Origin of the sequence: Streptococcus sp. OMI870 (assembly GCF_047460295.1) — a bacterium.
Taxonomy (GTDB): Bacteria; Bacillota; Bacilli; order Lactobacillales; family Streptococcaceae; genus Streptococcus.
Genome location: NZ_JASHGM010000007.1, coordinates 1 through 13883, shown reverse-complemented (window position 1 = coordinate 13883; position 13883 = coordinate 1). Strand labels below are relative to the sequence as shown.

At 39.0% G+C, this 13883-nt stretch carries 13 protein-coding genes; 11 read left to right on the top strand and 2 right to left on the bottom strand.

What is annotated here, in order from left to right; translation table 11 throughout:
- Nucleotides 1–7 precede the first annotated feature (7 nt).
- From QM968_RS09760 to QM968_RS09725, 8 genes are all read left to right on the top strand, one after another.
- Nucleotides 8–748, top strand: coding sequence for a Stp1/IreP family PP2C-type Ser/Thr phosphatase (locus QM968_RS09760; protein WP_414383739.1), 741 nt, complete (start codon nt 8–10; stop codon nt 746–748).
- Nucleotides 745–2616 carry a Stk1 family PASTA domain-containing Ser/Thr kinase gene (pknB, locus tag QM968_RS09755; RefSeq protein WP_414383737.1) on the top strand — a complete coding sequence of 624 codons (1872 nt, stop codon included), beginning with the start codon at nt 745–747 and terminating at the stop codon, nt 2614–2616. The genes QM968_RS09760 and pknB overlap by 4 nt, the downstream gene beginning before the upstream one ends.
- 492 nt (nt 2617–3108) lie before the next feature.
- The gene (locus tag QM968_RS09750) at nt 3109–4908 is read left to right on the top strand and encodes a CAP domain-containing protein (protein WP_414383735.1); all 1800 of its coding nucleotides are present in this window, start codon (nt 3109–3111) and stop codon (nt 4906–4908) included.
- A gap of 164 nt (nt 4909–5072) precedes the next feature.
- A complete protein-coding gene (gene liaF / locus QM968_RS09745; protein WP_009732341.1) occupies nt 5073–5768 on the top strand; it encodes a cell wall-active antibiotics response protein LiaF in 696 nt (231 codons plus the stop codon).
- Entirely contained in the window at nt 5765–6781 is a 1017-nt protein-coding gene (locus QM968_RS09740; RefSeq protein ID WP_414383733.1) for a sensor histidine kinase, read from the top strand. Before liaF ends, QM968_RS09740 begins: the two co-directional genes overlap by 4 nt.
- The gene (locus QM968_RS09735) at nt 6778–7410 is read left to right on the top strand and encodes a response regulator (protein WP_414383731.1); all 633 of its coding nucleotides are present in this window, start codon (nt 6778–6780) and stop codon (nt 7408–7410) included. Before QM968_RS09740 ends, QM968_RS09735 begins: the two co-directional genes overlap by 4 nt.
- Before the next feature lie 44 nt (nt 7411–7454).
- Nucleotides 7455–8855, top strand: a complete 1401-nt coding sequence (locus QM968_RS09730) for a bifunctional Cof-type HAD-IIB family hydrolase/peptidylprolyl isomerase (RefSeq protein WP_414383729.1) — start codon at nt 7455–7457, stop codon at nt 8853–8855.
- A 1-nt stretch (nt 8856) separates the two neighbouring features.
- Complete coding sequence (locus tag QM968_RS09725; protein WP_414326855.1) at nt 8857–9222, top strand: S1 RNA-binding domain-containing protein; 366 nt, start codon at nt 8857–8859, stop codon at nt 9220–9222.
- A gap of 49 nt (nt 9223–9271) precedes the next feature.
- On the opposite strand, the gene cysK is transcribed toward QM968_RS09725, so the two are convergent.
- Together cysK and QM968_RS09715 are read right to left on the bottom strand one after the other, a co-directional pair.
- Nucleotides 9272–10195 carry a cysteine synthase A gene (cysK, locus tag QM968_RS09720; RefSeq protein WP_009732346.1) on the bottom strand — a complete coding sequence of 308 codons (924 nt, stop codon included), beginning with the start codon at nt 10193–10195 and terminating at the stop codon, nt 9272–9274.
- Nucleotides 10196–10330: 135 nt separating this feature from the next.
- Nucleotides 10331–10975, bottom strand: coding sequence for a YigZ family protein (locus QM968_RS09715; protein WP_414383727.1), 645 nt, complete (start codon nt 10973–10975; stop codon nt 10331–10333).
- Between the two features lie 55 nt (nt 10976–11030).
- Here QM968_RS09715 and QM968_RS09710 point away from each other — a divergent pair, with 55 nt between their 5' ends.
- The 3 genes from QM968_RS09710 to hpf all read left to right on the top strand — a co-directional run bounded on the left by QM968_RS09710 (nt 11031) and on the right by hpf (nt 13615).
- Nucleotides 11031–12329 (top strand): DEAD/DEAH box helicase, encoded by a 1299-nt coding sequence (locus QM968_RS09710; RefSeq protein WP_414383725.1) that lies wholly within the window; start codon nt 11031–11033, stop codon nt 12327–12329.
- Nucleotides 12326–12991 carry a ComF family protein gene (locus tag QM968_RS09705; protein ID WP_414383723.1) on the top strand — a complete coding sequence of 222 codons (666 nt, stop codon included), beginning with the start codon at nt 12326–12328 and terminating at the stop codon, nt 12989–12991. Before QM968_RS09710 ends, QM968_RS09705 begins: the two co-directional genes overlap by 4 nt.
- 81 nt (nt 12992–13072) lie before the next feature.
- Nucleotides 13073–13615, top strand: coding sequence for a ribosome hibernation-promoting factor, HPF/YfiA family (hpf, locus tag QM968_RS09700; RefSeq protein WP_009732350.1), 543 nt, complete (start codon nt 13073–13075; stop codon nt 13613–13615).
- The last annotated feature ends 268 nt before the right edge of the window (nt 13616–13883 follow it).

Below are 13883 nucleotides of genomic sequence, written 5' to 3'. Positions count from 1 at the left end.
TGACAGTATGGATATGACGATCTTAACCGATGTAGGTCAAAGACGGACAAATAACCAAGACTATGCAAATCAATATAGAAACAAAGCAGGAAAATCCATGATTTTTCTTGCTGATGGTATGGGGGGACACCGTGCCGGAAATATTGCTAGTGAAATGGCAGTCACAGACCTAGGTGCGGCCTGGGTTTCTTCTGACATCGAGACAGTGAATCAAGTTCGGGAATGGTTTGCAGAACATTTAGAAGCTGTGAACCGTCGGATTCATTTAGCAGGTCAAGATGATGAACATAAAGGAATGGGAACAACACTGGAAGCCTTGGCTTTTGTAGAAGGACAAGTGATTTTTGCCCATGTTGGAGATTCGCGGATTGGTCTCATTCGTCAGGGCGAATACCAGCAGTTGACTAGTGATCATTCTCTTGTAAATGCCCTTTTACGAGCTGGTCAAATTACAGAAGAAGAAGCAGCCCATCATCCTCAGCGTAACATCATCACCCAATCTATTGGTCAAAAAGACGAGCTAGAGCCGGATTATGGTTTGGTAACTGTTGAAGCAGATGATTATATTTTGATCAATAGTGATGGTTTAACCAATATGATCGGCCCTGATGAGATCAGAGACATTGTCTTGAGTGATGTTTCGCTAGAAGAAAAAGCTCAAACCTTGATTCGTTTTGCCAATAATGCTGGAGGTTTGGATAATATCACCGTTGTACTGCTCCACTTCACTGAGGAGGACGCAGCATGATTCAAATCGGCAAAATTTTTGCCGGACGATATAAAATCATCCAACAAATTGGACGCGGTGGGATGGCAGATGTTTATCTTGCTCGTGATTTGATTTTAGATGGTGAAGAAGTTGCAGTCAAGGTACTGCGTACGAATTACCAGACGGATCCCATTGCAGTTGCACGTTTCCAGCGTGAAGCAAAAGCGATGGCAGAGCTGGACCATCCAAATATCGTTCGGATTACAGACATTGGCGAAGAAGAAGGGCAGCAATACCTTGCAATGGAATATGTTGCAGGTTTAGACTTGAAACGCTATATCAAAGAAAATGCACCTTTATCAAATGAAGAAGCTGTTCGTTTGATGGGGCAGATTCTTCTCGCTATGCGTCTTGCCCATACGTGTGGCATTATCCATAGAGATTTAAAACCACAGAATGTCCTCTTGACACCAGATGGAACAGCGAAAGTTTCAGACTTTGGGATTGCAGTGGCCTTCGCAGAGACAAGTTTGACCCAGACCAACTCGATGTTAGGGTCGGTTCATTATTTGTCCCCTGAGCAGGCGCGTGGATCAAAAGCTACGGTGCAAAGTGATATCTATGCGATGGGGATCATTTTCTATGAGATGTTGACGGGACACATTCCTTATGATGGAGATAGTGCGGTTACGATTGCACTGCAGCATTTTCAAAAGCCTCTCCCTTCTATTCGTGAGGAAAATAAGAATGTTCCACAAGCTCTAGAAAATGTAGTGATCAAAGCGACAGCTAAAAAACTGACGGATCGCTATAAGTCAGTGGCAGAGATGTATGTGGATCTTTCAAGTTGCTTGTCCTATGAGAGAAGAAATGAGAAAAAACTGGTTTTTGAAGACCAAGCGAAAGCTGATACAAAAACCTTGCCGAAAGTGACTCCAACTCCAAAGACGGCTCCTGTTCCAATCTCTGAAGTGCGCAGTGAAATTAGTTCGGTTGATCCGAATCGACCATTATCTGACCAGCAGCCAATAGCGCCAAGTAAAAAACCAAGAAGACGCTTACGAGCACGCTACAAGGTTTTATTTGTTGCCATTGCTCTAGTCCTTGCAGCCTTTACCTTCTTGTTGTATATGAGCCCAGCCAATAAAACAGTTCCGGATGTTTCTGGCAAGACTATTGCTGAAGCAAGAGCAGTTATTGAGGGACAAGACCTTCAAGTTGGTGAAGAAAAAGAAGAGTACAGTGATTCGGTTGCGGAAGGCTATGTCATTCGAACCAATCCAAATGCAGGAGCTCAAAAGAAAGAACAAAGTCGCATTGACTTGATTGTTTCAAAAGGACCGAGCAGCTTTGAAATGCCAAATTACGTGGGAGAAACGCGGGCGACAGTAGAAGAGGATCTAAAAAATACTTATAAAGTATCTAGCAAGATGATTACGATTGAGGAAGTTGAGACCTTCGAATATGCTCCGGGGACAGTTTTAGAGCAAACGCCAGCAGCCGGAGAACAATATTCTCTTAATTCAAAGACTAAGATTGTTTTAAAAGTAGCCAAGGAAACGACTTCTATTGAGATGCCAAGTTATATTGGATCAACATATGACTTTGCCCGAAGCAATCTGGTTGAAATCTATGGTATTAAAGAAGCCAATATTGAATTAAGAAAAACGGAACACCTTCCTGATGGGGTATTGGTTTCTGCAGGTCAAATTGTCAGTCAAACTCCAGAAGCTTCCAGTACGGTGGATATTAACCGGACACGAATTGTCTTGACGGTATATGAGCCTAAAGTGACAGCTTCTTCGAGTACAAAAGCCTCATCAAGTTCAGAAACATCTAGTTCTTCTTCTACGGAACGATCGGATACCGAAACCTCTAGCAGTAGTAGTTCAACAGATACAGATTAAAAAATGAATTTCAGACTCAGATATATTTCTGAGTCTTTTTCTGTTTTTTTGTTTCTATGTCGTGATTTTATAATTTCCCTATTGAGGGAAAAACTTTAAGAGTGCTGGAAGAAACGATATTTTGGAGTTTTTGTGGAAGGCATGTGAATCCCTTAACAATCAAGTAGTTTCAGCTTTGGAAAAATAAAATGGTCAATTAAACATAAGTTAATTTGAGGTTGGAAATAGATTGATTATCAAATTATTTGCTTTCGCTATAGGCTAATGCTATAATCTGCCTGAAAGGTGATCAAAGAGTAAAAATGTCGTTCAGACCTATTTTGATAAGGAGCTGGCTAACAAAGAGATTTTTTTCCACTATTTGAAGAGGCCTTAACAACTAGTGGAGATAAATGTCGTGAACCAAGATGAGGATAGGTGGAATGACTTTTGAAATATGTGCACATAGTTGATGTATCTTTCACCTATACTTTCCAAATGGAGATTATTTAAATGGACAGAAAATATAGAGTGGTTAGTCGAGCAATTTTAGCAACAGCAATGATTGTCCCGGCTTTTATAGCAACAAAAGTAGCAGCAGAAAACAGAGGATGGAATAGCTACTCTTATGGTGCAAACTATTATAACTATGCTTATAATAACTGGAATGGTTATAACGGATATAATTCATGGACCTACAGTTATGGGTATCCGAATTGGAACTATTATTATGGCTATAACTATGGTTATCCTAACTGGAATAGTTATTATGGGTACTCAAATAGTTATTCTTTAGAAAATGATGAAAACTACATTTACTGGAATGGTAATCATTATTATCGAATGAGTGACGGCACTTACCGGATCTACCGTAATGGCCAGTGGCAGCCTTTGACCAATCGTAACAACTCTAGAAATAACCTAGCCAACGATCCTCATTACCTTTATGAGAATGGCTACCATTACTATTTATTAGAGAATGGGGATTACTATTACTATCAAAATGGTAAGTGGGTTTTTGTGAAGAATTCTAGCGAAACAGAAAATCCTGTAACGCCGGATACTCCGACACCTACTCCAACACCGACCCCAAATCCAACTCCAACACCAGAGGAGCCAAACCCATCTGATAAACCAGATCAACCGGTGGAACCATCAGAACCAGCTACACCTGAAGATACGGATAACTTGGTTTTCCCAGAGAATCCGCCATTTGTAGGCGCAGATGGTGAATTCGATCCATTCGCTCCAACTCCTGAGAATCCAGCTGAGCCAAAACCAGAAGAACCTGTTCAACCAGAAGTACCTGGCAATGACGGTTTGGTAACAACTGACCAGCCAAGTGAAAATCAAATTCCTCCGTATGTAGAAACGCCAGCAGAAGGATTGGAACACCTTCCTTGGGCGCCAAATGGTCGTGTACCTAAGTTAGTCTACCCACCTGGTAAGCCTGGATCAGCTGCTTTGCGTAACGATAAGAACTATTACTTTGATGGGACAACTCATTACTACTATGTTCCATCCGATACTGAAGCTACAGGATATTCCGCATACTGGAAGTGGATTGATGGTAAATGGAAACTTCAAGGGATGACAGATCCTAATGACCCTGTCATTGATCCAAAATTCCATGAAGATGCCAAAGATGATGAGTATGCTTATAGCGATCGTGACTCAAGCGTCAAGCTCTACTCTACAAATCTTGTAGAAACTGCTAAAGCTGGCCAAGCTCTCCCATTCAAGAACGTGGATGAATTTAAGGACTATGTCATGAAGAAAATGAATCCTAAATTTATTGATAATGCTGGATGGGATGCTAAAGTAGAATGGGAAATCGAAGATCCGGAACTCTTTGAGCAATCAAAAGAAAACCCATGGGCGAAAGACTATGTTTTAATTGCTAACTTGAAGAGTGGTGTTGACGAAAAAGAATACAAGGATGTTGAATTCGGTTATGTGAAATTCGTTTATCGTGTAGAAGCAACAGACGACACAAACTATGTCTACTTAGAAAAAGCTAAAGAAGCTTTTGCTAAAATCAATGAACTAAGAAAAGCTCAAGGTTTGAAAGAATTGACTTGGTCTGATGATGTCTACAACTCACTCGCTTTGCCAAAAGCTAACCAAATTTTACGCCAATATGATAGCACAGGTTTCGTAGCTCGTCGTGAAGAAGATCCAGCAACTGTGGCAACGAAATGGTTCAACAGTGGCTTGCGTGAATTGTTACTAGATCCAAATGTAACTGAAGGTGCGGTGGCAGCAGTTGTAAATGGAGATGGTTACTATTACTGGGCTTACAATTATAAATAATGCCTCTAGACAATCGCTAGCGGATGAATAGATACTATTTCCGATAAAGAGGACACCCAAAGGATTTTATCTTTTGGGTGTTTTTTTGCTCTTCGTATTATCCAACCACAGACGGAAGTCAAATGAGGAAAAATTTGATAAAATAGGAAAAGATGAGGTAGACTATGTGGAAAATACAAATCTTTATTTTCGTTGAAGCCATTTTATTAACGCTAGCAGCCATTACCATTTTATCAGTCGATTTCTCCAGATTCATTGTTTTGATGGTGCTCTTTTTGCTCCTTCTGTATTACTATTTTGGCAAACAAAAAGCAAATTTTCTATTAATCTCACTGAGTGTACTCCTATTTTTTATCGTGATGCTGAATCCTTTTGTGATTGCGGCCATTTTATTTGCGGTTATTTATGGTTTATTGATCGCCTACCCTTATATGTATAAGGAAAATGAAGCAGTTGTGCTCGATGTCGAAGAGGATATAGAAATTCGTCAGGAAAAAACACGATGGATAGGTGATTTGCATCATTTTTCAAAGCAAAGTCGAGGTTATCGAGATCTGAGTATGCTCCGTGTTTTCGGAAATGACACCCTCCATTTGGAAGAGGTTGCGATTTGCGATTGGGACAATGTTATCATTATTCGCAAAGGTTTTGGAAATACAAAAATCATCTTACCGATTGATTTGGAGTTGCATTTACAAATTAACACCCTATATGGAGATCTAAAATTTTTAGACTTACCTGTCCGAAAAATGAGGAATGAAACGTTAGATATTGAAACAGTAAATTATCGGAGGTCCCATCGCTCTATAAAAATTGTGATAGTTGGTATTGTTGGGGATGTAGAGGTGGTGCGCCCATGAAGAAGCTAGATTATATTCTACTGTACTTCTATTCCCTAATGGTAGTCGCAGTTATTTGTCATACCATTTTTCATTTTGTTGGTTTTCAGTGGAGCAAACTTGTATCGAATCTATCCTTGCTTCAATCATTCCTATTTTTAGTTTTTAGCTTGACGTTAGCATTAACGGCTTTAGTTCTCTTGATTATAAAGATCACGCAATTTGTGACAGTTCATGCGGTACAACAAAAGGTGGAAGCTATTATGAATGGTTCCCAGCAAAAAGAAATTGCTCCTAAAGAACTGAACCAACAGCTGGATTTGTTGGATAGCAAATTGCATCGACTAGAAGAAAATTTACAGAGAAGTGAAAATCGTGTCATGCGAAATGAAGAAGAAATCATAGAAACAGAGCGCAAGCGGATAGCGCGTGATCTCCATGATACGGTTAGTCAGGAACTATTTGCAGCCAATATGATTTTATCTGGAGTGGCAGCACAGGCCCTTGAGTTAGAGAAAAAACAGATTCAGCAGCAATTAAATGGGGTATCGGATATTTTGGGAACAGCCCAAAATGATTTGCGTGTCTTGCTTTTGCATCTTCGTCCCACAGAATTGGAAGGGAAAAGCCTGGTAGACGGAATGAAGATGATTTTTAGAGAACTGAAAGAAAAGAGTAATTTAAAAGTTGACTTCAAATACAATGAACTAGCTCTGCCAAAAGATATGGAAGAACATCTCTTTCGGATTGTGCAAGAAATTGTTAGTAATACACTGAAACACGCTAGAGCTCATCAAATGGATGTCTTTTTGTACCAGGAAGGAAAACAACTTCATTTACGGATGGTAGATGATGGCATTGGTTTTGAACAGGAAAAATTGGAACGATTGAGTTATGGGTTGAAAAATATTCAAGAGCGCGTGGAAGATATGGCGGGAACAATTAAAATCCGAACGAGTCCTCAAAAAGGAGTGGCAGTGGATATCCGTGTTCCCCTTCTTATAAAAGATAAAAATGAAAAGGAAACTGTATGAAAGTATTATTAGTAGATGACCATGAAATGGTTCGACTTGGTTTAAAGAGCTTTTTGTCCATGCAGACCGATATTGACCAAGTATTAGAGGCGCAAAATGGACAAGAGGGAGTTGAGTTAGCCCTGCAAGAACGACCAGATGTCATTATCATGGACATTGTGATGCCAGAACTAAACGGCATTGATGCAACACTAGCCATCTTAAAAGAATGGCCCAAAGCCAAGATTGTTATTTTGACCTCTTATTTGGATAATGAGAAAATTTACCCTGTACTAGATGCCGGTGCCAAAGGTTATATTTTAAAGACCTCGTCAGCAACGGAGATCTTACAGGCTGTCCGGAAGGTTGCAATAGGAGAATTTGCGATTGAGACTGAAGTCAGTCAAAAAGTTGAGTCACGCAAGAACCATGCTGAATTGCACGATGACCTAACAGCTAGAGAAAGGGATATTCTGGCTTTATTGACGAAAGGATATGAAAATCAACGCATAGCAGATGAACTCTTTATTTCTCTGAAAACAGTGAAAACCCACGTTTCCAATATTTTATCGAAACTAGAAGTTAGTGATCGGACACAAGCAGTCGTTTATGCTTTCCGTCACCATCTGGTGAATCAGGAAGATTTTTAAGTTGAAACATGCTATAATAGAGCAAGGAAAATAGGGGGAGACAAGTGGACGCAAAATTACGTTATAAAGCAAAAAAAGTAAAAATCGTCTTTTTTGATATTGATGATACGTTACGTGCAAAAGAAACGGGATTGATCCCAGAATCTGTCAAAGATGTCTTTCATCAGTTGAAAGAAAAAGGAATTCGAACAGGGATTGCAACCGGCAGAGGGGTTTTTGGGGTTGTTCCTGAAATTATGGATTTAAAACCTGATTTTCTAGTAACCTTAAACGGTGCCTATATAGAAGATGCAAAAGGAACTGTCATTTACCAATCACCAATTCATGAAGCAATCGTTTCTTCTTTTGTGGATTGGGCCAAAGAATCTGAGATTGATTATGGGTTAGTGGCTAGTCATCAAGCGGCTCTGTCCAATCGGACAACCTTGATCAGTGATGCTATTGACATTATTTATCCCAACCTACCAGTAGATCCAGATCTGCATTTGAAAGAGCCCATTTTCCAAATGTGGACCTTTGATGAACATGATAGTGAGTTAGAGTTACCGGATTCCTTGCAAGAGGACTTACGCCTAGTATCCTGGCATCCCCATTCGTCAGATGTTGTTCGCTTTGAAGCTTCAAAAGCTTCCGGAGTTTCTCAGCTTGTCAATCAATTGGGCTTGAAGCCAGAGAATGTTTTAGTATTTGGGGATGGATTAAATGATCTCGAACTGTTTGAGTATGCTGGGATTAGTATCGCAATGGGAAAATCTGCCCCAGAGTTACAAGAAAAAGCTGATTATATCACTAAGAATTTGGAAGAAGATGGCATTTTCTATGCCTTAGAGGAATTAAATATGGTTGAAAAAGAATTGACGTTACCACAGTTGGAACTTGGTACGGTTGAAGGTCCTGTCGCTGTGATCAAAACCAATCACGGTGAGATGAAAATTCAATTGTTTCCAGATCAAGCGCCAAAAACAGTTGCAAACTTTGTAGCTCTTGCTAAGTCTGGCTATTATGATGGTGTCATTTTCCATCGGATTATTAAAGATTTCATGATCCAAGGGGGAGATCCAACAGGTACTGGTATGGGTGGTGAGTCCATTTATGGTGACAGCTTCGAAGATGAATTTTCAAAAGAATTGTACAATATTCGTGGAGCTCTTTCGATGGCCAATGCTGGACCAAACACGAATGGCAGCCAATTCTTTATTGTACAAAATCAACATCTCCCATACTCGAAAAAGGAATTGGTCCGCGGTGGCTGGCCTGAAAAAATTGCCGAAATCTATACGACAGAAGGAGGGACTCCTCACCTAGATCAACGCCATACGGTATTTGGTCAATTGATGGATGAAGCTTCGTATGCTGTATTAGATGAGATCGCGGTTGTTGAAACAGGTATGATGGATAAGCCGGTAGAAGATGTCGTGATTCAAACCATCGAAATTGAGGACTAATATGAAAATTGGAGATAAGTTAGAAGGAACCATCACAGGAATTCAACCTTACGGCGCCTTTGTCGAACTAGAGTCGGGTGTGACGGGCTTGATTCATATCTCAGAGATTAGAAGTGGTTATGTAAGTAATATTCAGGATATTCTGTCGATTGGGGAGAAGGTCTTTGTTCAAGTCATCGATGTTGATGAATATACCAACAAAGCTAGCCTCTCTTTGAGAACGCTTGAAGAGGCCCCGCAACGAATCATTCGACATCATCGCTTTTCTAATGACCGTCACAAGAGTGGTTTTGCTCCCTTGGCCCAACAGATGCCGTCTTGGGTCAAAGAAGGAAAAGTATTCTTTAGCAAACAAGAGAAAAAATAAAAACTTCGCTAGGTGAATAGAACCTAGCGAAGTTTTTTGGTACAGAATATTATTCAAATTCGTAAAGTGTAGTAGAAAGGTAGCGTTCCCCATTATCTGGTGCAAGAGCAAGAACTTTTTTACCGCTGCCTAGTTCTTTGGCTACTTCAATAGCAGCAAAGATAGCTGCGGCACTTGAAATACCGACTAAGAATCCTTCAGCTCCACCGATAGCGCGTGCAAGTTCGAAAGCTTCTTCTGAGGTAACACGACGGACCCCATCATAGGCGTTGGTATCTAAGGTATTCGGAACAAATCCAGCTGAAATACCTTGGATTTTATGAGGTCCAGGTTTTTCACCAGAAAGAACTGCAGATTCATTGGCTTCAACGGCAAAGACTTTGACATTTGGGTTGTTCTTTTTCAAGGTATGTGAAATACCAGAAACTGTTCCACCAGTACCTACACCTGCCACAAAGGCATCGAGGCCATCTTTTCCAAAGGCATCAACGATTTCTTGACCAGTTGTTCTTTCATGGACTTCTGGGTTAGCAGGGTTCTCAAATTGAAGGGGAAGGAAGCCATTTCGTTCAGCAGCAATTGCTTCAGCCTTGGCGATTGCACCTTTCATTCCTTCACTTCCAGGAGTCAAAACGAGTTCAGCCCCGTAGGCTTGGATAATTTTACGACGTTCCACACTCATCGTTTCAGGCATGACAATCACGACATTATAGCCTTTAGCTGCACCAACCCATGACAGACCAATCCCTGTATTCCCACTAGTTGCTTCGACAATCGTATCACCTGGTTTGATCAAGCCATCCGCTTCAGCTTTTTCAATCATGCTCAAAGCAATCCGGTCCTTGACAGATGATCCAGGATTGAAAGCTTCTAATTTGACATAGACATCTGCAGCTCCTTCAGGAACAAGTCGGTTCAATTTGACAATCGGTGTGTGTCCAATCAATTCTGTAATGTTTTCATAAATAGCCATAATTTACCTCAGTTCTAGGTTTTCTTGATACTAACCAGTATAGTCCCTTGTGGAAAGAATGTAAAATATAGAAATTTTATAGGTGTGATAAAAAAAACCTATCGTTGCCAATAGATCTTGTATATTCCAAATAATTTATTCATTCTCAAAGGAAAGAAGGGGTACTTCAACCTCACGAATTCCTTGGTCCTCAATAATGACTTTTCCATTATAAAATTCGACTAAAGCTGCTGTGATAGAAGGTGTGTCTTCTTTGTCTACAAAAATAGTTGTCGTAACTTGATCTGTAAACATCGGATCTTGTTCTACCAATTGATTGTCTTTTAAGAAATTAGCAAATTCTTGGTATTGGGAATAGGTCAAAGTAATTCCAAGAACAACTTGCTCTTTGATTTCTACCAACCCGATTTCTCGAACCGCTTGTGCAACACTGCCAGCATAAGCGCGAATCAGACCGCCAGCCCCTAATTTAATACCTCCAAAATAGCGGGTAACCACGACACAACTATTGGTGATGTGATGATTCTCTAAAACTCCCAACATCGGTACACCCGCTGTTCCACTAGGTTCCCCATCGTCACTAGTTCGTTTAATGTCGCTATGTTCTCCAATGATGAAAGCAGAGCAATTATGTGTAGCCTTGTAGTGCTCCTTCTTGATCGCGTTAATAAAATCTCTAGCTTCCTCTTCAGAAGAGACACGTTTAACATGACAAATGAATTTCGATTTCTTAATTTCTTCTTGAACAGTACCATTCTCTTTAAATGTAATATATTCCATATTCTTATTTTACAAAAAAAGAATGATTTTCTCCAATTTTTGCGAATTAATAAGTATGAGGATAGAAGATACTTATGGAAGACTCTTAACGGAGAGTCAAATGACAGATGATTTAAAAGAAATTGCCCAAGAACTTCCAACCATAGAAAAACAAAATGGAAGGCACCAATGCTTTCGATGTGGCAGTATGATTGATCAAAAACTTTGGAAGTTGAGTGAAGAGGTGCTATATTGTAGATCTTGTATTCGATTGGGAAGAATCCAGAGTGATCAAAAACTTTATGTCATTGCGCAGCAAGACTTTGAAGGCCAAGAGGTATTAAACTGGAAAGGGAGCTTAACTTCCTATCAACAACAGGTGTCGGATGGACTCATTCAAGCAGTAAATGAAGGAAAAAATGCCTTGGTACATGCTGTGACAGGGGCTGGAAAAACGGAAATGATGTACCAGGTTGTGGCAAGAGCAATCCAAAAAGGACAAGCAGTCTGTATTGCAACTCCAAGAATTGATGTCTGTATTGAATTATACGGAAGGATGAAAGAAGATTTTTCCTGCCCGATATCGTTGCTTCACGGGGAATCAGACCCCTATTTTAGAACTCCCTTGGTAATCGCGACAACCCACCAATTGTTAAAGTTCTATCAGGCCTTCGATCTCCTTATCATAGATGAGGTAGATGCATTTCCTTATGTAGACAATCCTATGTTATATAAAGCAGTACAGAATGCAGTAAAGAAAAACGGAAATACTCTTTTTTTAACTGCAACCTCTACAGATGAATTGGATAAAAAAGTCAAGAAAAAAGAAATCATTCGTTATAGCCTTCCAAGAAGATTCCATGGTAACCCCTTAGTGGTACCTGAAATAAAATGGGTATCAAAAATTAGAGAAAAAATAGAAAAAGGAAGAATGCCTAACGAATTATTGAAACTAATCAAGAAACAAAGACAGACACATTACCCTCTGTTAATCTTTGTATCTGAAATTGAATTAGGCCAGCAATTTACAGAGAATGTAAAAAAATACTTCCCTGAAGAAAAAGTAGGTTTCGTATCCTCTCAGACAAGGGATCGTTTGCAAATTGTGGAAGAGTTTAGAAAAAAAGAAGTGACCATTCTCGTCTCGACGACTATTCTAGAAAGGGGGGTTACTTTTCCGTTTGTAGATGTCTTCGTTTTAGAAAGTAATCATCGCTTGTTTAATAAAAGTGCACTTGTACAAATCTCAGGAAGGGTTGGTCGAAGCAAGGAAAGACCAACAGGACAATTACTTTTTCTATCAGATGGCACAACAAAAGAAATGAAGAAAGCAATAAAGGAGATAAAAGGGATGAATCAGGAGGCCGGCTTTTGAAATCATGTTTACTTTGTGATAAAGAGTTTAAAAGAAGTGAAGATTTTAGAGAACTTATCTTATTGAAAACAAAGGAAGAATGGATTTGTAAAGAATGCAAAGAACAATTTGAAGCAATCAGTGACGTCCACTGTCCTAAATGTTTTAAAGATAAGGAAGAGAAGGAATGTAAAGATTGTAAATACTGGAGTAAAAAAGGAAATAAAGTTCAACATGAAGCTTTGTATAGATACAACGAAGCGATGAAGGAATATTTTAAACGATATAAGTTTGAAGGAGATCGCTTGTTAGGGAGCATATTTGCAAATGATATTAAAAAAGCTATGAAAAAGTATAAAAGCTATACCATCCTAACAACTCCTATTAGCCATGAAAAGAAAGAGGAGAGGGGCTTCAATCAAGTTTCAACTATACTAGACTATGCAGATATAAAGTACAAGAATCTATTCAAAAAAGAGGATAGCCTAGCTCAATCAAAAAAGACAAGAGTAGAAAGATTACAAACTTCACAGCATTTTCAGTTAAGAGAAGATGTGTCGACAGAAGAAAGATATCTTATATTTGATGATATCTATACTACTGGCAAAACTATCGAATTAATGAAACGCCTATTGCTTGAAAAAGGAGTGAAAGAAATAAAAACATTTTCAATTGCAAGGTAAAAAAAGATTTGCAAAATGTTTATGAAAGCGTTATAATATACATATAAATAAAAACATAATGTTTAGAAAGTAGGTACTTATATGATTAAATATAGTATCCGTGGTGAAAACCTAGAAGTAACAGAAGCCATCCGCGACTATGTCGTTTCTAAACTCGAAAAGATTGAAAAATATTTTCAGGCAGACCAAGAGCTAGACGCTCGAGTAAACTTAAAAGTTTACCGTGAAAAGACCGCAAAAGTAGAAGTAACAATCCCACTTGGATCAATTACTCTCCGTGCGGAAGATGTGTCTCAAGATATGTATGGTTCAATTGATCTCGTTGTAGATAAGATTGAACGTCAAATTCGTAAGAACAAAACAAAAATTGAAAAGAAAAATCGTGTTAAATCTGGTGCAGGGAAACTCTTCACAGATGCAGTTGTAGAAGAAGCGGCAACAACAGAAAAAGTTGTTCGTTCAAAAACAATTGATCTGGAACCAATGGATATAGAAGAAGCGATCCTTCAAATGGAACTGCTAGCTCATGATTTCTTTATTTATCGAGATGCAGAAGACAATACAACCAATGTTATTTACCGTAGAGAAGATGGAGACATCGGTTTATTGGAAGTTAAAGAGTAATTAATCCTAAAAATAGATTATAATATAGAAAGAAAACCGGAGCTAATTAGCTCCGGTTTTCTTTCTATCAAATGCTTTAGCAAGTAGAAAGAAAAACTTTTTTAAAAAAAGTAAAATTTTTTAAAAAAAGTTATTGACAATTAAAAGTGTACGTGATATACTAATATAGTTGTCGCGAGAGAGCGACAAAGACCTTTGAAAACTGAACAAGACGAACCAATGTGCAGGGCGCTATAACGGAAGTTATAGTAACTGAACAATAAAAAAA